Raw genomic sequence first — 20,154 nt, 5'->3', positions numbered from 1 at the left:
TGGATTTAAGCATGTTTTTTTTGTGAATTATCAACCATAATGTTTTCTGAGCTTGTTTGAGACAGAGTTGAGTCATGCCTACATTAGATGAAATGACAACCGTAACTGATGATCAGTCAGAATTAACCATGTCAGTTTTAATGACACCGGACATGGCAAATTTTTCAGGTAATGTTCATGGTGGAACAATTCTAAAGTTGCTAGACCAAGTGGCCTATGCTTGTGCAAGTCGTTATTCAGGCAGCTATGTCGTAACGTTGTCTGTAGACAAAGTAAATTTTAAAGAACCTATTTATGTAGGTGAACTCGTTACATTTTTAGCGAGTGTGAACCATGTGGGACGTACTTCAATGGAAGTGGGTATCCGTGTGGAAGCTCAAAATATTCAAAAGCGTACCGTTCGTCATACCAATAGCTGTTATTTCACTATGGTTGCGGTTGATGAGCATGGTAAACCACGCGAAGTGCCTAAATTAAATTTAGATACCGAGTGGAAACGTTGCCGATTTGAAGCGGCTGAACATCGTAAGGTATTGCGCTTACAAGAGAATCATAACCCTTCTTGTAGCATGTATAAGAAAACTTCTTAAAAAAAAAGATCGAACCGCAGCATGGTTCGATCTTTTTTCTTCACCGAAATTTAACGTCCTGTTTCGTTTCAGTAAAATTATCTCTGAGCTTGGAGGAGAGTGCAGAGATAATTAACGAGTTGCAGGAGCAGCTTCAGAAGCAGAACCTACAGCGTCAGAAGCAGCATTTGCAGTGTTTGCTTGCTCTTGAGTTGAAACAACAACTTTTTCTTCACCAGCAGTGTTATGTGCTTGGTCGTGCTTAGAAGCAGCGAAAGTTGAAGCAGCAGTTAAAGCTAGTGTAGTAGCGAGTAAAGTTTTAGCTAATTTCATTTTATGGCATCCTTAAATTCATTAAAAAATAAATCAAACCTAATCGTTCTGACCTACATAGAACATATAGGGCTGAATGATTAAGCTAGGACACATGCTAAGCCGAGCTTGGGATTACATCAATTAACTTAACAATCTATTACGCCTATCTTAACAATATGAAATATAACGTCCGTTTATGTGCGTCTACTGTAAAATTAAAGCGCTACTTGAGCGCTAAAAATGTGAAAGAATATTTCGTATTGAGTAAAAAAAAAGCAAGTTAGTTACGTAAATAAAACACTCTGGCATGAATTGTGAATGTCCATAAATAGGATATTTCGTTTAATTATTATTTTTCTAAAGTTAATTTAGATAATTGATGAGATATATGTCACATATTTGGTGCTTTAGCCTGATAATTGAAAAGTATATCTTCAAAGTGAAAAATTATTTTCATGCTACTTAAACAGTGATATACCTTTCTTAGTTTTTAAACCTTGTTGATTTGAGCCGCTTGTGAAACTGATTGCCCAAAAAACTGTTCCTACCCATATTATTTCAGGGTTTTTAGGGGCAGGGAAAACGACATTATTGCAACATTTATTAAGTCAGAAACCGAAAGATGAAGTGTGGGCTGTCTTAATGAATGAATTTGGGCAAATCGGAGTCGATCAACAACTCCTACCTCAAGATCAAGGCTATGCAGTCAAAGAACTATTGGGTGGCTGTTTATGTTGTAGTAGCCAGCTCCCAATGCATATTGCTTTGGCTCGCTTGTTAAGTGAACAAAAGCCAGACCGACTCTTTATTGAACCTACAGGGCTTGGGCATCCTTCGCAATTATTTGATCAGTTAACGGAACCACATTGGCAAAACAGCTTAGCTATGCGTGCACTAGTGACTGTGGTTGATGGTAGTCGTCTGCATGACACCAATTGGGTCAAGCAAAACCTATATGAAGACCAATTAAAAGCTGCACAGATTGTGGTGGTCTCTCATGCCGATACCATGACTTTTGAAGATGAACAGGCACTTGTTGAGCTTAAAGAAGAGTACCAACCTTATCAACAACAATGGCTAAAGACTGAACATGGTCAACTTGAACTGTCGCAAATTGATGTGCCTGCGCGTTTAACTGCACGCTCTATACAGCCTTTACTCAAGCTGCAAAAGCAAATGGCTGAAGCCGAAGTTGCAAAAGAAATTCACCAACTGCCTTATCATTATGTCGAGTCGGCGCAGGGTTATATGGTCGCGGGTTGGAAATTTCCTAAGCGTTGGAAATTTGAGTTTTATGCTTTGCTCGATGTGTTGTGTGCACAGCAAGACTGGCTACGTATTAAGGGAATTTTTAATACAGATCAGGGATGGAAGACCTTTAACTTTAATCCTGAGCAGTTTAACTATAAGTCTGGTGAAGAGGGCATTGATAACCGCATTGAAATGATTAGCCAACATGAACATGACTGGCTGGCATTTGAAACTGAACTATTAGCTTGCAGAATTGAACAATAGAGAACATTAAAATACTTCAATATTCTCTATGAGAGATTTAATTTTTTATATTAAGTACTTGTTTCGCTTGTGCATGATCGATGTCTTTTTCCCAATGGGCAATGACTACGGTTGCGACACAGTTACCAATTAAGTTGGTGCAGGCACGGATAATTCCGATAAACCAGTCTACAGATAGTAAAAGTACCAAACCAATTGCAGGTAAACTTGGAATTACGGAAAGTGTTGCAGCAAGAATCACTAAGGCTGACCCCGGAATGCCGTGTGCGCCTTTCGATGTAATAAGCGAAACCAATAAAATAGCCAGTAAGTCGTGCATGGAGAGATTGATATTGCAGGCCTGTGCAATAAAGATCACGCCTAATGTTAAATAAATTGAAAAGCCATCTAAATTAAAAGAATAACCAGTAGGAATAACCAGACCGACTGTTGAATCTTTAATTCCCAAGTTTTTAAGCTTTTTCATGATTTGGGGTAAAACAGAATCAGAAGAGGCTGTCCCTAAAACAATAGCGAGTTCATCTTTAAAATAGCCGACAAATTTAAAGATATTCAGTCCGGTGAGTTTTAAAATTGAACCCAAAATAATGACAACAAATAAAATGCAAGTCGCATAAAAGAGTAAAACTAAATAACCGAGTTGCAGGAGTGAATCTAATCCAAATTTTGCAGTGGTATAAGCAACTGAACCAAATACACCAATTGGTGCCAAGCGAATAATGAGTCCCATAATTTTAAAGAAGACTTCCGAAAAAGCTTCAAGCGCTTGACGGACCAACTCTGCTAAATGTTTAGGAATTAACAGTAGAGAAACGCCAAATAAAATAGCGATGAGTAAAACTTGTAAAATATCTCCGTTAGCAAAAGCGGCAGTAAATGTTTTCGGAATAATATTGAGTAAAAACTCTGAACCTGTATGCATGTCATGAGCACGTTCGGTATAGGTACTTAAATCTTTAGCATCTAAATGAGTAATATCGATATTCATACCGACGCCCGGTTTAAAGACATAAGCAACAATAATTCCCAAAATTAAAGCAATACTCGTGGCCACTTCAAAATAAAGAATCGTTTTTGCACCGACTTTGCCCATTTTTTTAATATCGTTTGCACCATAGATTCCCAGTACCACTACACAGAATACAATCGGGGCAATCAACATTTTAATGAGGGAAATAAAACCATCACCAAGAGGTTTTAAAGCTAGGGAGAAATCATGAAAAGCAAGACCTACTGCAATACCGAGGAAGAGAGCGCAGAGGACTTGTAGAAATAAACTACGTTTAAGTTTTTGCCACATAAGTCATCAAATCAAGAGAGGAATACAACCCCTTTCAAGCAAAAAGCCCGCCAACTTTGAAAGTGGTTAGATGTTTTGAAATAAGATGCAAATGGAGAGGATAAGAAGTTTTACATTACTGAGTTTTTTCTATAATTTTTTAATTAAAATCGAGTATTCTTAGCGCCAAATTTTTGGACATATTAACTATGGCGCTTAAAGCAACAATTTATAAAGCAGATCTGAATATTGCCAATATGGATGACCATATTTATGGCGATTATCAACTGACGCTTGCCTTACATCCTTCTGAAACTTTAGAACGATTAATGGTTCGTGTCATAGCTTTTGCACGTTTCGCAAGTGATAGCCTTGAGTTTACCAAAGACCTTTTTGAAACCGATGAGCCTGCACTTTGGCAAAAAGACTTAACAGGACAGTTAGAAACCTGGATTGAAGTTGGTTTACCGTCTGAAGATAAAGTGAAAAAAGCCAGTGCCCGTTGTAAAACTGTGGCAATTGTCGCTTATGGTTCACAAGTTGAAGATTGGTGGAAGAGAAACAGTAAAATTAAAACATTGAGTAATGTTCAAGTTTGGCAGCTAGCACCTGAAAGTACAGCAGAGTTAGAGCAGCTTTGTGAACGTACCATGCAGCTTCAGTTAAATGTTATGGACAATGAATGGACTTTGTTAAGTGACAAGGGCCAAGCGAATGTCGTGTGGACCCAATTACAGTAAAACTGAAAAGCGCAACAAATTTTACAAATTCACTTGCTAGACTAAAGATCAAGTCTGAGCTGTGAAATTAAACGAACGGGAATATTATGATCACTGAATTAGAAATTATCGATTTAAAAGTAGGCGAAGGTAAAGAAGCGGTTAAAGGTGCCTTAATTACGACGCACTATACAGGTTGGTTAGAAGACGGCACTAAATTCGACTCTTCCCTTGACCGCGGAAATTATTTCGAGTGTGTCATTGGTACTGGCCGTGTGATTAAAGGTTGGGACCAAGGCATTATGGGAATGAAAGTTGGCGGAAAACGTAAACTTATGGTTCCTGCTCATTTGGCTTATGGTGAACGCAAAATGGGTAAAATTATTCCGGCAAACTCAAATTTGATTTTTGAAATTGAATTATTTGATGTAAAAACTCGCGATGATTGAAATCAAACCGTTTAGAGCTCGACTTTATCTATAAGCTTTAAATATAAATATATTCGATATTTATATTTTAGCTTTTTAAATATTTAAGATTATTTTCAGTTTATTTAATTATAAAGGTGAACTGAAAAACTGTTCTGTTAGGGCAGTTTGAACTTAAGGACTAAATAAATATGAATTTTAGTTCTTAAGTTTAAATTTCACATAAATAATCTATATTGCTATTGAGACGCTATTTCATGATTACCCGCTTTGCATCTCCTTTGTTGAACCTCACGCTTGGCTTGGCTCTAGCAGGCTTGTCAGGTATGGCATTAGCTAACCCACCTAAAATAGATGCTTCAACACTTACGGTCATTGGGTATCATGAAATTACCGATACTAAAAATGCCTTAATTCCTCAATATGCGGTCACCACTCAACAATTTACTGAACATGTCGATTGGTTGCAAAAAAATGGCTTCCATTTTATTACCGTAGACCAGTTGATCCGTGCTCATCAGGGCAAGGCGGCACTTCCAACCAAGCCCGTTTTATTAACTGTAGATGATGGTTATCAGTCTTTTTACCAAAATGCGTATCCTGTTATTAAGGCTAAAAAAATCCCAATGGTACTTGCGGTAGTGGGTTCATGGTTAGAGCCAAAAGCAGGGCAGAAAGTCGATTTTTCGGGTGAAGAAATTCCACGTGATAAAATCTTAAGCTGGGGTGAGCTCAAAGAAATGCAAGATAGCGGGTTTGTTGAAATCGCAAGCCATAGCTATCATTTACACCGCGGTATTACAGGCAACCCACAAGGGAACTCTGAACCAGCGGCAACGACACGTTTTTATGATGTAAAAACTAAAACTTATGAAAATGACAGCCAATATCAGGCTCGTATTTATAATGACTTAAAAAAGAATAATCAGCTACTTAAAGAGCATGGTATACGTTCACCACGTATTATGGTGTGGCCATATGGTCGCTATAATATGCAAACGGTCCAAATTGCTAAAAAGCTTGGTATGCCAATTACCATCACGCTTGATGATGGCGCAGATCATGCGAAACAATCTCTACAAAATATGAGCCGTATTTTGGTAGAGGGCGGAATGAGTACTAATGATTTGGCTCAAGAGATTAAGAACCGTGAATTAAACTTAACGGATAACAACCGTCCGCAAAAAATCATGCATATTGATCTCGACTATATTTATGATCCGGATCCGCAACAACAAGAACGAAATTTAGGTCACTTGTTAGATCGAATTAATGCGATGGGTGTAAATACAGTTTATTTGCAGGCATTTTCAGATCCGGATGCTAATGGTTCTGCCGATATGGTATATTTCCCGAACCGTCATATCCCAATGCGTGCGGACTTGTTTAACCGTGTAGCATGGCAAATTCAAACCCGTACGCCTGTAAGCCGTATTTATGCTTGGATGCCTTTATTGGCCTGGGAACTACCAAAAACTGATCCTGTTTCTAAGGATTTGGTGGTGACAGAGCAAGCAAAAACAGGTGAACACCTCAACATGGGGTATATCCGTTTAAGTCCGTTCTCACCTCAGGCTCGCCAAACTATTCGTGAGATTTATCAAGATTTGGCCAAGTCAGCGTCTTTCAATGGAATTTTATTCCATGACGATGTCACATTATCTGATTATGAAGATGCAAGCCCAGATGCATTAAAAGCTTATGCGAAACAAGGCTTACCAACAGATTTGGCAAAAATTCGTGAAAACGATCAAGATTTGCAAAAATGGACTGCATATAAGACAAAATATCTAGATGATTTTGCAATGCAACTTGTTGAAGACGTGCGACAATATGAACCGTTCTTGCTTACAGCTCGTAACTTATACGCGCAAGTTGCCTTAAAACCATATGCGGAAAACTGGTATTCACAATCGCTTGAAGAGTCATTAAGACGCTATGATTTTACGGCTATTATGGCAATGCCTTATATGGAACAGGTCGATAACGCCGATCAATTTTATAAAGACATGATTGATCGCGTGAAAAAATATCCAAATGGCATTAAGAAAACAGTTTTTGAGCTACAAGCAACAAACTGGCGTAACAACGAAAAGGTACCGTCAACTGAAATGGCAGCAACAATTCACTCACTCTATCAGCAAGGTGCAATGCACGTTGCATACTATCCAGATGACCCAATCAAAGATCATCCGGACGTGAACGTGATGCATAAAGCATTTGCTGAAAAATCATCTCGTCTTGTGCCATAGGCGAGGCTGAAACATGACAATCTTTGCTGCTATATGGTCGCATGCCTTAAAATTCGTTTTCTATTATCCATTATTCATGTCGTATTTATGGATGATTGGCGCGATCATTTTCTATTGGAAGGAACGTAAAGCTCCGCCTTATGATCAGCCAGCTCCATTAGAAAGCTATCCTAAAGTTGCTGTGCTTATTCCTTGTTTTAATGAAGGGGATAATGCAGAGGAAACGATTACTCATGCTTTAAAACTGGATTATCCTCATTTTGAAGTGATTGCGATTAATGATGGCAGTTCGGATAATACAGGTGAAGTGCTGGATCGGTTAGCTGAACAACATGAAAAACTCCGTGTTGTTCATCTTGCACAAAACCAAGGTAAAGCCATGGGGTTGCAAGCCGGAAGCTTAATGACCGATGCCGAGTTTTTAATTGGTATTGATGGTGATGCTTTACTTGACCCGCATGCAGCAAAGTGGATGGTTCGTCATTTTCTTCAAAATCCGACTGTTGCAGCCGTGACGGGTAACCCACGTATCCGTACCCGTTCAACTTTATTAGGTCGTATTCAGGTTGGTGAGTTTTCTTCGATTGTCGGCATGATTAAACGTGCTCAGCGTACCTTTGGCCGTTTATTCACCGTATCTGGTGTTATTACGGCTTTTCGTAAGAGCGCTGTTCACCAAGTGGACTATTGGTCACCTAATATGTTGACCGAAGACATCGATATTACTTGGAAATTGCAACGTGCCGGCTGGGACATTCGTTTTGAACCGAATGCCTTGGTTTGGATTTTAATGCCTGAAACTTTAAACGGTTTGTGGAAACAACGTTTACGTTGGGCAATGGGTGGAGCACAGGTATTAATTAAAAATATTGATGTGTTCACTAAACCAAAATTGAATTTTTTATGGCCTTTAATGTTTGAGCTTTGCTTAACTTTAGTCTGGTCATATTTAATGCTGGCGATGGCTTTGTTGTGGTTGGTACATTTTATTTTACCGGTCCCTGCATTAGCCGTTGTGAGCTCTCCATTTTTACCGTATGGTAGCGGTATTTTATTGGGGGCAACCTGTCTCATTCAGTTTGCTTTAAGCAAATGGATGGATAGTCGTTATGAACCGCATCTAGGAAAAAACTATTTCTGGATGATCTGGTATCCATTGGTCTTTTGGCTAATCACCATCTCGGCAACTATTGTGGCATTTCCAAAAGTCTTACGACGTGGAGATGAGAAACGTGCGCGTTGGGTGAGCCCGGATCGGGGCATTCGTGGATGAAATGCAAGAGTCATGAGATTTTAAAGATCGTGCTGTATTGATGTCTGGGGAAAACCACAGCACTTCGTTAGGTAAAGAGAAATGAAGACAAATTCGTTGATTATTGATTTACGCCGTCAATTGCCATGGCATAAACGCTATGCTTCTACAACAAGCACAGCCATGATGTGGGCGGCTTGGTTGTTGTTGTGGCGTCCATTCGTGTTTATCTGGGTATTGGCAGAGCTGCAAAAAACTCATTTAGTACATCGTTTGTTCAGTGCATTCGGTGTAGGAATTGAACATGGTATTACAGCGCTGATTGCTTGTGCAGTCGGGTTGCTACTCTGGAGTCATGTATTGCCTGAACGCCGTGTAGAAGGTAGTGAACTTAACATGAAACAGACAGATGACTATGCGCGCTATTTTGATTTGCCTGTGCAAGAAATTGAGCAGGGCCGTAGCCAAAAAATTACGGTCGTTCACCATAATGAATTTGGTAAAATCATTAGAGTTGAATAAAGTACATTTATAAAAGAAAGCCCCCATCGTGTGGGCTTTTTTTTACACTAATTTCGGTATATCCATAAGTTTTAAACTGTAGAGCGCAGTGCTTGAGTAGGACTTATTTACCTTTAAAAACAGGAGGTCTTTTTTGCAGCATGGCGAAAACACCTTCTTGAACATCTTCTGTTGTGAGTAAAGGTTGAAGATGGTTTTGCAGTTGGTTAAAAGCCACTTTGTAACCTTCATTGACTGCCTCACGAGCAGAGGCGAGGGTCGCTTTTACAGCAAGTGGTGCAGCTTGCGCGATATGTTCAGCAAGTTCTATGGCACGTTTAAGCTCTGTACCTTCTGGACATATTTCTGTAATAAGGTTCATGTCAAAAGCAGCTTTGGCATCGAAAGAGTCACCAGTGAGTAAATAGCGCATGGCTTTGGTCCAACCTGCGGCTTGAGTAAAACGTGCAGTTGCTCCGCCAAAAGGTAAGATGCCACGTTGAACTTCCATTTGAGCAAATTGGGTATTTTCACTCGCAATCGCAATATCAGCATTAAGAAAGAGTTCTATACCAGCGGTATAACAATAACCTTGTACTGCTACTATCAACGGTTTACTAAGCTTTCGGCCTACAGTGCCCCAAGGGTTAATTTCGTTTTCACTAAAGTCAAAAACACCTGTAGCGAGCTTGGGTTGTAACTCAACCAAATCTAAGCCAGCTGTAAAATGGTCACCGTGAGCAAAAACAATCGCACAGCGCAGGGCGTCATTATTTTCATATTCAGTGAGCGCTAGTGATAAGTCTTTGATCATGTGACTATCAAAAGCATTACGTTTTGCTGCCCGATCTAAGCCAATTAAAAAAATATGTCCGCGAGTTTCACGGCTGACTTTTCCTTCTTGATTTGACATATTTTCACGCTCTTTTATTTGTCTTTCATTATCTTTTAAACAATCATTGAAAAACTAGCAAATAGAAATTGTTAGCGACTCGATCAGTATTTCTTTTGTTTATCTATTGAAATAAATCAATTTCATGCGAAAAGGATAAATCCTTAGACATGTTATTTTCCATGATTTATTTAAATTAGCAGTTTGCTTCGCTTTATATTTTTCTCATAATACGCTGTCAAATTGATCTCAGTAAGCAGCTTCTATTATGTCACCTCTAGAAATTTTCGCGGTCTTAATTAGCCTCATTGGAGTTGGATTAACGGTAATCCGTAATATGTGGTGCTGGCTGTTTAATTTCTTTGCTTTTGTCCTATATGCTTATTTATTTTACGAATTTAAGCTTTATGGCGAAACGATTTTGCAATTCTTTTTTATGGCTGTAAATTTTTATGGTTTTTACTATTGGCTCAAAGGAAAGCAGCAAGATCATGACATTCGAATCGAGCCTATTGCAGTTCAAACAGCTATCATTCAAATGATTATTGCCGCGGTAGGTGGCTTAGTCTTTGGTTTGGTTCTTAAAAACTTTACCGATGCAGCGGTGCCGATGCTCGACTCACAGCTTGCAGCATTTAGCTTGCTTGCAACTTACTGGACCAGCCGAAAGCATATTGCGACATGGATCCTTTGGGTATTTGTCGATATTGTTTATGTCGGCATGTTTATCTATAAAGAGCTGTTTTTAACTTCAGCCTTATATGCAGCCTTTGTATTAATGGCAGCTTATGGTTGGTATCAATGGGAAAAGGTTAAAAGAAAGCAGAACTTAGGTGCTGGGCAGCTTTAATTGGGAGAATAAGCATGTTGTTGAGTTTAGATGCTTATAAACAACAACAGTTTGATCAAATTGCTGCAAAAATTATAGCTGAGCCTGCAAAATATATAGATTTTAATTCAGTATCGGATTTTTATAACGCTGCTTGGCTCAAGGACTTTCCGCAAGGGACCCAAGTCTCTGCGACAGGTTTAGATGATGGGGCTGAAGAGTTTTATGCCGTAGTACAGTTTAAACAGCAGTACTTAAAGTTTGATATTAAAGAAAATCATTCAACACTGAGTTTTCAGGATATGAATGGTGAAACTTTTGAGTGTAATTTTTAATTGAAGAAATAAGAGTACAAAAAAGCGACTTAACGTCGCTTTTTTTAATAGATAAATTTTGAAATTTTATCTGCCGTTGCGATGACTAGAGCGGCGATATCTTCTTTAAAGGTCTTCTCATCATAGGTGGTAATTGGACAACTGACTGAAAGGACAGCCACCATTTTTCCATTTGATTGTTTGAAAATCGGTGCAGCACAAGCAGCCATGTCATGGTTGTAATGCCCCCAGCTCACCATAGACTTTTGAGTTTTTACATAATTCAATTTTTGCAATAACGCTTTTAAACTGGTTGGGGTAAGTTCTGAGTAACTATCCCAGTCATTAAAATTGCGATAGCGTTGTCGTACTTCTGCCTCTGGTAAATCTGACAATAACATTTGACCAATAACTGTAGCATGGGCAGGCCAGCGAGTACCTAAACTAATATTGCTGGTAAACGTACCCATAGATTGAACGTTATTTACAAAAACAATGTGTGTACCTTCTAAAACGGTCAGGTGTACTGCAAGTTTGGTCTGGTCACGTAGTTCTTTCATTAAAGGCGTAGATAAATCAAGTAATGAAAGCTTTGATAAACTGTTAAAACCAAGCTCCATAACTTTTGAATCAAGCGCATATGTTTTTTGTGAAGCCTTTCTTAAGTAACCGCAAGCTTCAAGTGTATAGATAAGCCGAAATGCACTAGAACGGTTCACTTCCAAAATTTCGGCAATTTCTGTAATCGTCATTTCTTGTGCTTGTTGATTAAATGCTTGCAAGATGGCTAAACCACGCACAAGCCCTGGTACTAAATACCGATCATCATTTTTTGTTGTTTCTGATTCTTGCGAATCTTCTTCAATCTCTAGGCTCATTCGTGTCGTTTTCCTATAAATAAAACAGGGTTCGAATTGGGGCATTATGCTTTATTTTAGAACTATTGTAATTATAAAGATTACATAAAACAATTTTTATATTTAAAACATTGTTTCCAACTTGAAACGTAACAAATTATTTAAAAATAATTAATAAATTGATTTTACTATTTATTTTTACTTTGACAAAAATTAATCAAGAGGATTATGCTTAGCTTGTGTTTTGAAAATCAAATTATGTTTTGTATATAAAACAAAATGAGGACGCAAGGTATGAGTTGGATCTCAGTTTGTCAGCAGGGTGACGTTAGCGAAGATGAGCCGAAAGCCGTCGAAGTTGAAGGGAAAAAAATTGGTGTTTTTTTTGTCGATGAAAATTACTTCGCTATCGAAAATGTTTGCCCTCATGCGTATGCCTTATTAACGGAAGGATTTATCGAAGATCAAACTGTGGAATGTCCATTGCACGAAGCAATTTTTGACATTCAGACAGGTGAGCTAAAAAGTGGACCCGGGTGTAGAAACCTATGTACGTACCCAGTTCGTGTTGAAGGACAGGATATTCAAATTCAACTCTAGTCCTCACATGTACAAGGAAGCAGAACAATGAAGACATTTAATGAAAAGTTGGCAAGCTGGATTCATGCAACGCCAGCAACCGAAGCAGGTATCAACAATATTCAAGTTCCAGGTCAATCTGAATTGTTGGTTTGGCAAACACGTTATAAAGAACCGACTCTCTACGAACAAGACTTTGTAAAGAACTTGATTCAGGCATTTTCTGCGGGCGCAACAGAATTAGATGAGGTTGTTTCTGCACTTAATCAACAGGGTTTCCGTTGTGAATCTGGTGATGAATGGACTTCTGAGAGCTTTACAGAAGAAATGCAACGTTTAGGTTATTGATTCAGGGAAGAATAAAATGAACGCAATCGTATCAACTTCACAAAGCGCTGAAGAATATTTAGAACTTGGTTTACGTGACCAATGGCATCCGGTTTTAGCAAGTTGGGAAGTCGCTGCTAATCCGGTTGGGATTACCCGTTTAGGTGAAAACATTGTGGTTTGGCGTGATGCCGAAGGTCAGGTACATGCGCTTGAAGATCGCTGTCCACACCGCGGTGCTCGTCTTTCACTCGGCTGGAACTTGGGTGATCGAGTTGCTTGCTGGTATCACGGTGTTGAAGTTCGTGCTGATGGTGTGGTTGCCGATGTGCCAGCCGTTCATGAATGTCCAATGACTGGAACCAAGTGTTTAAAAAGCTATCCGGTCATTGAACAGCATGGTGCAATCTTCATCTGGTTTGGTATCGATGCAAATGAACAACCCGCACCGCTTGAGTTCCCAGAACAACTGGCAAGCGAAGAGTGGAGTTCATTCCTTTGCCAAGCAGACTGGAAAGTAAACCATCAATATGCCATTGATAACGTGATGGACCCAATGCACGGTACATATTTGCACTGTACTTCACACTCTATGGCAGAAGGTGAACGTACCGCAGAGATGAAACACCGCACAACTGAAAATGGTTTTGTTTTTGAAAAAGAAGGCCAAACAGGTGTGAACTTTGACTGGGTTGAATATGGTTCGACTGGTGCAAGTTGGTTACGTCTTTCAATTCCTTACCGTAAACAGTTTGGTCCGGGTGGTGAATTCTGGATTGTGGGTTACGCAACGCCAATTGATGCCAACAATACCCGTGTATTTTTCTGGCGCTGCCGTAAGGTGAGTGGTTGGCAACGTAATGTATGGCGCTTCTTATATCGCAATCATTTAGAACAATTGCATTGGGATGTATTGGAACAAGACCGCATTATTTTAGAAAACCTTGCGCCAAATGCACGTGCACGAGAATTCTTATATCAACACGATGTTGGACTTGCACGTTTACGCCGTTTAATGAAGAAAGAAGCTGAGAAGCAATTAAAGAAAATTGCTGCACTAAATGCATCAAACCGTATCGAGATGCAGGAAGAAGCTCATGGCTAATGTAGCGTTGTTGCAAGGCAAAAAAGTTTTAGTGACTGGTGCTGCACGTGGTTTAGGGCGGGATTTCGCTCAAGCCATTGCTGAGGCAGGCGCTGAAGTTGTAATGGCAGATATTTTATCTGACCTCGTGCAACAAGAAGCGCAAGTGTTACAGCAACAAGGGCTAAACGTTCATGCAGTAACAGTTGACCTTGCCAATGCAGACTCTATTGAAAATGCGGTTGCAAAAAGCGTGGAAGCATTACAAGGACTAGATGGCCTTGTGAACTGTGCAGCGCTTGCAACCAATGTCGGTGGAAAAAATATGATTGATTACGATCCTGAACTTTGGGATCGAGTCATGAATATTAATGTAAAAGGCACATGGTTAATTACAAAAGCGTGTATTCCACATTTAAAACAATCGGCTGCCGGCAAGATTATTAATGTTGCGTCAGATACAGCACTTTGGGGCGCACCGAACCTGATGGCTTATGTGGCGAGTAAAGGTGCAATTGTTGCCATGACGCGTTCAATGGCAAGAGAGTTGGGGCAGTTCAATATTTGTGTCAACACATTGTCTCCGGGGCTGACACTGGTTGAAGCAACCGAGTATGTGCCACAGGAACGTCATGATTTATATGTCAACGGAAGAGCGATTCAACGTCAGCAACTTCCACAAGATTTAAATGGAACAGCATTGTATCTACTGTCGGATTTGTCCTCTTTTGTGACAGGTCAAAATATTCCGGTCAATGGCGGTTTTGTCTTTAACTAAGGAGTAGTCAAATGATTACAGGGATCGAGATTTTAAAGTTTGGAGTTGAAGATAGAGCCGCTTCAAACAAGTTTTTGGTAGATTTTGGTTTAAGCCAAAGTACTTCTGATATTGAAGGTGCAGATTTATACCAGACTCAAAACGGCAGCAAAATTTATTTATTTAATTGTGATGATGACCGTTTGCCTGCTGCCATTGAACAAGGTTCAACTTTACGTGAAGTGACTTGGGGTGTTGAAAGCACACAAGATCTTGATGACTTGGCAGCTCGTTTGGCCGATGTAGAGGGTTTTAAACGTTCTGAAAATACAGTTCAGTGTCTTGACCCAAATGGCATGACCATTCGTTTTGAACAAAGTTTTGTAAAAGAAGTACCTGAACTTAAAACGGAAGGCATTAACCAATACGGCAATATTCAGCGTGTGAATGCAGCAAGTCCTGTTTATGAAAAAGGTCAACCTGTTGCGATTGGACATGTGGTGTTTTTCACACCGGATTTGGCAGCTACTGAAAACTTCTATATTGAAAAAGTAGGCTTTCATTTATCTGATGCTTACAAAAATCGCGGTGCATTCTTACGTTGCCGCGGTGAAGGTTATCACCACGATTTATTCTTACTTAGCGTTCCAAATAAACCTGCTGGTCTAAATCACGTTGCATTTGTTGTTCGTGATATTCATGAGGTGATTGGAGGCGGTTTACATATGAACCGTTCAGAGTGGTCAACCTTTATTGGACCGGGACGTCATCCAATTTCTTCTGCTTATTTCTGGTACGTCAACTCACCATTGGGTGGTGCATTTGAATATTACACCAACGATGATTATTTGACCGAAGAATGGCAGCCACGTGTAGAAGAACATCGTCTAGAGCTTTTCACCGAGTGGGCGATTGAAGGTGGTCTTGATGACAAAACCCGCCGTCAGGTGAAGCCTGTTTAACAGGCATTGCTTTACAAGGAAGAAAGGCTATGGAAAAGATTGTAATTGTAGGGGCGGGGCAGGCTGCAGGTTGGGCAGTTAGTACCTTACGTCAAAATGGATATGTGGGTGAAATTCATGTGGTCTCAAATGAAGATCAGGTGTTTTATGAGCGTCCGCCACTGTCTAAGCAAGTACTTTCAAAAGAAGCAACTTATGAAAGTTTGAATCTGTTCTCTCCAGAACAGGTTCAAGAGTTCAACATTCAATGGCACAAACCAGAAATTGCAACAAAAGTCGATCGCGAGCAAAAGCAGGTTCATTTAGAAAGTGGTCAGATTTTGCCGTATGACAAATTGTTGATTGCAACAGGAAGCCGCGCCCGTGTACCCGTCAATACATGGCAGTTCATTCCAAATGTTGTGACTTTACGAAATGTACGTGACTGTGAACGTCTGGCTGAAATTTTAAAGAATGCAAAAAATGTGGCTGTGATTGGCGGTGGCTGGATTGGTTTGGAAATCGCTGCAACTGCGCGTAAGCAAGGGAAAGATGTTCATATTTTTGAATATGGCGACCGCTTATGTGCAAGAAGTGTGAGTCCGGAAGTTTCTGCATTTTTAAAAAATATGCATGAGGCTCAAGGCACAAAAATTCATTTAGACAGCAAGAGCCTTCACTTAGTGGAAGCACCAGATCAAAAAGTTGAAGTGGTGAACCATCCTCAACATAGCCAGTTATTTGATTGTGTTGTAGTGGGTGCAGGTGCCGAAATTGCTAAAGAATTAGGCGTGCATGCTGGGCTTGATGTGAAAGATGGCATTGTGGTGAATTGTTTTGGGCAAACCTCAGATCAAGACATTTATGCCGCAGGTGATGTCGCGATTCATCCGGGTTTGGGGTATTGCATTCAGTCTTGGGCAAATGCACAAAATCAGGCGATTGCAGCTGCGAAATCAATGCTCGGAATTGAAACTGAATATACCGATATTCCTTGGCTTTGGTCTGATCAATATCACTTTAATATCCAGATTTTAGGAACATATCAACCTGAAAAAACCAAAGAAGTGGTGATTCGCCAAGGTGGTGAAGATCAGGTGAGCTATTTATATCTGGACCATGAAAATCGCTTGCTGAATATGATTGCCATTAATGACTCGAAGTTAATCAAGCTGGCAAAGCGTTGGATGCAAGCCAACACCGTTTTAGATCCAAAATTATTAGCAGATGCTGAATTTAATGTCATGAAGTTAAAACCGTAAACATTAAATCTGGTTCTCATTACCAAATCGAAGGAATGACACATGAGTAATGAAGAAAAAAGTGGATTAAAGCATTGGGTACCTGCTTTTGTCCTTATGGTGTGTGTAGTACTGGCATTTTTCGACAAGATCAGTATTGCGGTTTTATTTTCAGACCCACATTTTCAAAGCTCGATGGGAATTGCTGAAGATAAAGCCAAGCTCGGATGGCTCATGACAAGTTTTTTACTTGCTTATGGTTTTTCATCAGTCTTCCTAAGCTTTTTAGGCGACATTTTTAACCCAAAGAAAATGCTGTTCAGGAGTGTGACCTCTTGGGGCTTACTCATGCTTTGCATGGGCTTTACCACCAGCTACTCAGGCATGTTGATTTTACGGGTTCTACTCGGTTTGGCAGAAGGTCCGCTATTTGCTTTGGCGTACACCATTGTTAAGCAGACTTATACAGACCGTCAGCAGGCACGTGCCTCAACCATGTTCTTACTGGGTACACCGATTGGTGCATTCCTTGGGTTCCCAATTACGGCGGCCGTTCTGGCACACCACGACTGGCATACCACTTTTTTTGTGATGGCTGCGCTCACACTCATTGCAATTTTAAGCATTGTTTGTGGTCTGCGTAACTTACAACTCAAGAAAACTGTTGAGCTTGAAGGTGAAAGTAAACGTACTAACTTCAAAGGCCATATCGCCAACACCAAAGTACTTGTGAGCAATAGCGCGTTCTGGTTGGTGTGCTTATTCAATATTGCCTTAATGACTTATTTGTGGGGCCTAAACAGTTGGGTTCCTTCTTATCTCATGCAAGACAAAGGATTCAACCTCAAGGAGTTTGGGGTGTATTCAAGCTTTCCATTCATTGCCATGTTAATTGGCGAAGTGGTTGGTGCGTTTTTATCTGACAAATTAGGCCGCCGCGCAATTCAAGTATTCAGCGGTTTATTTCTCGCGGGCATCTTCATGTATGTGATGGTCATTATGACTGAGCCATTATTGATTATTGCTGCCATGTCTTTAAGTGCTATGGCGTGGGGCTTTGGAGTAGCTGCGGTATTTGCTCTGCTTGCCCGAGTAACCACCTCAAATGTAGGTGCGACAGCGGGTGGAATATTTAACGGTTTAGGTAATTTTGCAAGTGCAATTGCACCTGTACTGATCGGTTACATCGTGATGCAAACACATAGTTTTAATTTGGGAATTACCTTCTTGGCTGCAGTCGCTGTCATTGGGTCGTTGTTCTTGGTTCCTCTTTTAAAACGTTATTAATTCACTGTATAGGAGTTTAAAAAATGACTACACAACAATTCGAATCGTGGAAACAGCCGGAAGGCGCTTCTTTAGAAGATTGGTTAAACACACGTATTGCTCGCTTTGAGACTCGTAAATATGACTTTGAGGCTTTGAAGTTCCAAGCCGATTACGACCCGAAATATCGCCGTGCTCAAATGCGCTATATGGGTACGGGTGCAACTGGTGTTGCAAATGACAGCAATACTGTACCTGCAGAGAACTTTACGTTTTCGACTATGGTGCTACCACCACAGTGTGAAGGTCCTTTGCACATTCACCACGACGTTGAAGAAGTTTTCTTTATGCTCCGCGGCGAAATTGATTTGTTTATTGAGCACAACGGCGAGAAATTCCAGACCCGCTTAAAAGAGCGTGACCTGATTTCAATTCCACCGGGTATCTACCGTGGTTTATTTAACCCAGGTCAAGAAGATGCCTTGATGTGCGTGATGTTGGGAACAGGTAAACCAACAATTCCTAACTATCCACCAGAGCATCCATTGTCTCAAATCAAACGTTAATTGTTTGATGAAGTGAATGAAGGGAAGAATTAAAAATGATGACACTCATTGAAAAGTTAGCAGAATTTCCGGTGAAAACGGTCAATGTTCAAGGCCAGCAGCAAGCTTATCGGGAAGCTGGTCAGGGCGAATACCTTGTGCTGTTGCATGGCATCAGTTCCGGTTCTGCTTCATGGGTAAACCAACTTGAAGTGCTGTCTCATCATTTTCATGTCATTGCCTGGGACGCACCGGGCTATGGCAAATCAGATGAACTTTTAACGGATCAACCGAATGCGGCCGACTACGCAAAGCGTTTGGCAGGGTTGTTCGATGTTTTAAAAATTGAAAAAGCAATTGTCGTGGGACACTCCTTAGGTGCCTTACAGGGCAGTGCATTTGCTGCACTTTACCCAGAGCGAGTGAAACATTTGGTGGTCGCTAACTTGGCGCAAGGCTACCAACGCCACGATGAACAAACACAAATTCAGGTTTTTGAAAAAAGACCAAAAATGTTGAAAGAACTCGGCGCTAAAGGAATGGCCCAAAGTCGTGGACCTCATTTGATTTATAAACAAGAGCCACAGGCCTTAGCTTTAGTTTCAGAAGTGATGCAGCAGTTGACCTTACAAGGTTTCACACATGCATCGTACTTACTGGCATATGACGAAATACGTAATTATTTAACCGATTTAAAAGTCCCATGCACAGTCATTGCAGGGCAGCAAGATCAAATCACTCCTGCGTTAGGTATACAAGAGCTTGCTCAGGAATTGCAGTTGGAACAGCGCTTCGTCATAGAAGATGCAGGACATTTAAGTTATGTCGACCAACCGCAAGCATTTAACCAAATTATGTTGACGATTCAGGAACAATCGTAAGAGAGATTAAGGATTATGAGCTTCCAAGTTGAAGGAAAAGTTGCAGTTGTTACCGGTGGCTCATCTGGGATTGGGCTGGCTGCTGTTGAAATACTGGTTGCAGAGGGTGCAAAAGTTGCTTGGTGTGGTCGCGATGAAGAACGTTTAAATGCTTCTAAGCACTATATTTTAGAAAAATTTCCACATGCCAATATTTTTACCAAAGCATGTAATGTTTTGAAAAAAGAAGAAGTTCAGCAATTTGCCAAAGAGGTCAAACTCAATTTGGGCAATGTGGACATGCTTATTAACAATGCTGGACAAGGCCGTGTTTCAAATTTTGAAAATACGCAAGATGAAGACTGGATGAAAGAGATTGAGCTGAAATATTTCAGTGTTTTACATCCGGTACGGGCTTTTCTTGACGACTTAAAACAGTCGGCAAATGCCTCAATTACCAATGTGAACTCGTTACTGGCATTGCAACCGGAACCGCACATGATTGCGACTTCATCTGCACGCGCTGCACTGTTGAATTTAACTCATTCATTAGCGCATGAGTTTACTCAGTATGGCGTTCGTGTGAACTCGATTTTACTCGGAATGGTGGAATCTGCGCAGTGGAAACGCCGTTATGAAACCCGTTCAGATTTAAATCTGTCATGGGAAGAGTGGACCGGCAATATCGCAAAAAATCGTGGCATTCCTATGCAGCGTTTAGGCCGTCCAGAAGAGCCTGCACGTGCTTTAGTTTTCTTGGCATCACCATTGGCATCTTACACCACAGGTTCGGCAATAGATGTCTCGGGTGGTTTTAACAAACATTTATAAA

The 20,154-nt window shown here is 40.3% G+C and carries 23 protein-coding genes; 19 read left to right on the top strand and 4 right to left on the bottom strand.

The genetic code is table 11. From position 1 onward, the window contains the following. The first annotated feature begins 74 nt into the window (after nt 1-74). On the top strand, nt 75-590 hold the full coding sequence (locus R5R67_RS01795) for an acyl-CoA thioesterase (protein WP_001142469.1): 516 nt from the start codon (nt 75-77) through the stop codon (nt 588-590). Nucleotides 591-701: 111 nt separating this feature from the next. On the opposite strand, the gene R5R67_RS01790 is transcribed toward R5R67_RS01795, so the two are convergent. After that, on the bottom strand, nt 702-902 hold the full coding sequence (locus R5R67_RS01790) for a hypothetical protein (RefSeq protein ID WP_000761577.1): 201 nt from the start codon (nt 900-902) through the stop codon (nt 702-704). A 498-nt stretch (nt 903-1,400) separates the two neighbouring features. Between R5R67_RS01790 and R5R67_RS01785 the strand changes: the two genes are divergently transcribed. Beyond that, nucleotides 1,401-2,399, top strand: a complete 999-nt coding sequence (locus R5R67_RS01785; RefSeq protein WP_318754739.1) for a GTP-binding protein — start codon at nt 1,401-1,403, stop codon at nt 2,397-2,399. 37 nt (nt 2,400-2,436) lie between these two features. On the opposite strand, the gene dctA is transcribed toward R5R67_RS01785, so the two are convergent. Beyond that, the gene (dctA, locus tag R5R67_RS01780) at nt 2,437-3,699 is read right to left on the bottom strand and encodes a C4-dicarboxylate transporter DctA (protein WP_000267731.1); all 1,263 of its coding nucleotides are present in this window, start codon (nt 3,697-3,699) and stop codon (nt 2,437-2,439) included. A gap of 188 nt (nt 3,700-3,887) precedes the next feature. Between dctA and R5R67_RS01775 the strand changes: the two genes are divergently transcribed. The 5 genes from R5R67_RS01775 to pgaD all read left to right on the top strand — a co-directional run bounded on the left by R5R67_RS01775 (nt 3,888) and on the right by pgaD (nt 8,851). Beyond that, nucleotides 3,888-4,418 (top strand): YaeQ family protein, encoded by a 531-nt coding sequence (locus tag R5R67_RS01775; protein WP_001185265.1) that lies wholly within the window; start codon nt 3,888-3,890, stop codon nt 4,416-4,418. 86 nt (nt 4,419-4,504) lie between these two features. Further along, a complete protein-coding gene (locus tag R5R67_RS01770) occupies nt 4,505-4,846 on the top strand; it encodes an FKBP-type peptidyl-prolyl cis-trans isomerase (protein WP_000627259.1) in 342 nt (113 codons plus the stop codon). A gap of 236 nt (nt 4,847-5,082) precedes the next feature. Then, nucleotides 5,083-7,077: a poly-beta-1,6-N-acetyl-D-glucosamine N-deacetylase PgaB gene (pgaB, locus tag R5R67_RS01765; RefSeq protein ID WP_000632815.1), complete on the top strand. Its 1,995-nt coding sequence runs from the start codon at nt 5,083-5,085 to the stop codon at nt 7,075-7,077. A gap of 13 nt (nt 7,078-7,090) precedes the next feature. Continuing rightward, on the top strand, nt 7,091-8,350 hold the full coding sequence (gene pgaC / locus R5R67_RS01760) for a poly-beta-1,6-N-acetyl-D-glucosamine synthase (RefSeq protein ID WP_000151613.1): 1,260 nt from the start codon (nt 7,091-7,093) through the stop codon (nt 8,348-8,350). Between the two features lie 81 nt (nt 8,351-8,431). Next, on the top strand, nt 8,432-8,851 hold the full coding sequence (gene pgaD, locus R5R67_RS01755) for a poly-beta-1,6-N-acetyl-D-glucosamine biosynthesis protein PgaD (protein ID WP_000856365.1): 420 nt from the start codon (nt 8,432-8,434) through the stop codon (nt 8,849-8,851). A gap of 103 nt (nt 8,852-8,954) precedes the next feature. Here the strand turns inward: pgaD and R5R67_RS01750 are convergent, their stop codons facing one another. Then, nucleotides 8,955-9,743 (bottom strand): crotonase/enoyl-CoA hydratase family protein, encoded by a 789-nt coding sequence (locus R5R67_RS01750; protein ID WP_000070462.1) that lies wholly within the window; start codon nt 9,741-9,743, stop codon nt 8,955-8,957. 247 nt (nt 9,744-9,990) lie between these two features. Between R5R67_RS01750 and pnuC the strand changes: the two genes are divergently transcribed. Then, a complete protein-coding gene (pnuC, locus tag R5R67_RS01745; protein WP_000074689.1) occupies nt 9,991-10,572 on the top strand; it encodes a nicotinamide riboside transporter PnuC in 582 nt (193 codons plus the stop codon). Nucleotides 10,573-10,586: 14 nt separating this feature from the next. Further along, on the top strand, nt 10,587-10,886 hold the full coding sequence (locus tag R5R67_RS01740) for a hypothetical protein (RefSeq protein ID WP_000927113.1): 300 nt from the start codon (nt 10,587-10,589) through the stop codon (nt 10,884-10,886). 44 nt (nt 10,887-10,930) lie between these two features. Here the strand turns inward: R5R67_RS01740 and R5R67_RS01735 are convergent, their stop codons facing one another. Continuing rightward, nucleotides 10,931-11,743, bottom strand: a complete 813-nt coding sequence (locus R5R67_RS01735; RefSeq protein ID WP_000051057.1) for an IclR family transcriptional regulator — start codon at nt 11,741-11,743, stop codon at nt 10,931-10,933. 273 nt (nt 11,744-12,016) lie between these two features. On the opposite strand from R5R67_RS01735, the gene R5R67_RS01730 reads away from it, so the two are divergent. From R5R67_RS01730 to R5R67_RS01685, 10 genes are read left to right on the top strand one after another with little or no spacing between them, the layout of a single operon-like run. Beyond that, nucleotides 12,017-12,322, top strand: a complete 306-nt coding sequence (locus tag R5R67_RS01730; protein ID WP_000118514.1) for a non-heme iron oxygenase ferredoxin subunit — start codon at nt 12,017-12,019, stop codon at nt 12,320-12,322. 27 nt (nt 12,323-12,349) lie between these two features. Continuing rightward, nucleotides 12,350-12,649 carry a recombinase-like helix-turn-helix domain-containing protein gene (locus R5R67_RS01725; protein WP_000847096.1) on the top strand — a complete coding sequence of 100 codons (300 nt, stop codon included), beginning with the start codon at nt 12,350-12,352 and terminating at the stop codon, nt 12,647-12,649. A 16-nt stretch (nt 12,650-12,665) separates the two neighbouring features. Next, nucleotides 12,666-13,733 (top strand): aromatic ring-hydroxylating oxygenase subunit alpha, encoded by a 1,068-nt coding sequence (locus R5R67_RS01720; protein WP_000991783.1) that lies wholly within the window; start codon nt 12,666-12,668, stop codon nt 13,731-13,733. Further along, nucleotides 13,726-14,490 (top strand): SDR family oxidoreductase, encoded by a 765-nt coding sequence (locus R5R67_RS01715; protein ID WP_000024376.1) that lies wholly within the window; start codon nt 13,726-13,728, stop codon nt 14,488-14,490. Before R5R67_RS01720 ends, R5R67_RS01715 begins: the two co-directional genes overlap by 8 nt. Before the next feature lie 11 nt (nt 14,491-14,501). Continuing rightward, nucleotides 14,502-15,431, top strand: coding sequence for a VOC family protein (locus tag R5R67_RS01710; protein WP_000627796.1), 930 nt, complete (start codon nt 14,502-14,504; stop codon nt 15,429-15,431). A gap of 29 nt (nt 15,432-15,460) precedes the next feature. Beyond that, complete coding sequence (locus R5R67_RS01705) at nt 15,461-16,672, top strand: NAD(P)/FAD-dependent oxidoreductase (RefSeq protein WP_000411886.1); 1,212 nt, start codon at nt 15,461-15,463, stop codon at nt 16,670-16,672. 42 nt (nt 16,673-16,714) lie between these two features. Next, a complete protein-coding gene (locus tag R5R67_RS01700) occupies nt 16,715-17,938 on the top strand; it encodes an MFS transporter (protein ID WP_318754738.1) in 1,224 nt (407 codons plus the stop codon). 23 nt (nt 17,939-17,961) lie between these two features. Further along, entirely contained in the window at nt 17,962-18,483 is a 522-nt protein-coding gene (locus R5R67_RS01695; RefSeq protein ID WP_000211626.1) for a cupin domain-containing protein, read from the top strand. Between the two features lie 35 nt (nt 18,484-18,518). Continuing rightward, nucleotides 18,519-19,343 (top strand): alpha/beta fold hydrolase, encoded by an 825-nt coding sequence (locus tag R5R67_RS01690; protein ID WP_002061302.1) that lies wholly within the window; start codon nt 18,519-18,521, stop codon nt 19,341-19,343. A gap of 15 nt (nt 19,344-19,358) precedes the next feature. Further along, the gene (locus R5R67_RS01685) at nt 19,359-20,153 is read left to right on the top strand and encodes an SDR family oxidoreductase (RefSeq protein ID WP_000009973.1); all 795 of its coding nucleotides are present in this window, start codon (nt 19,359-19,361) and stop codon (nt 20,151-20,153) included. Nucleotide 20,154: the final 1 nt, after the last annotated feature.

It is taken from the genome of Acinetobacter sp. OYA S30, assembly GCF_033599315.1.
Classification (GTDB): Bacteria; Pseudomonadota; Gammaproteobacteria; order Pseudomonadales; family Moraxellaceae; genus Acinetobacter; species Acinetobacter baumannii.
This window is presented reverse-complemented; position numbering and strand designations above follow the sequence as displayed.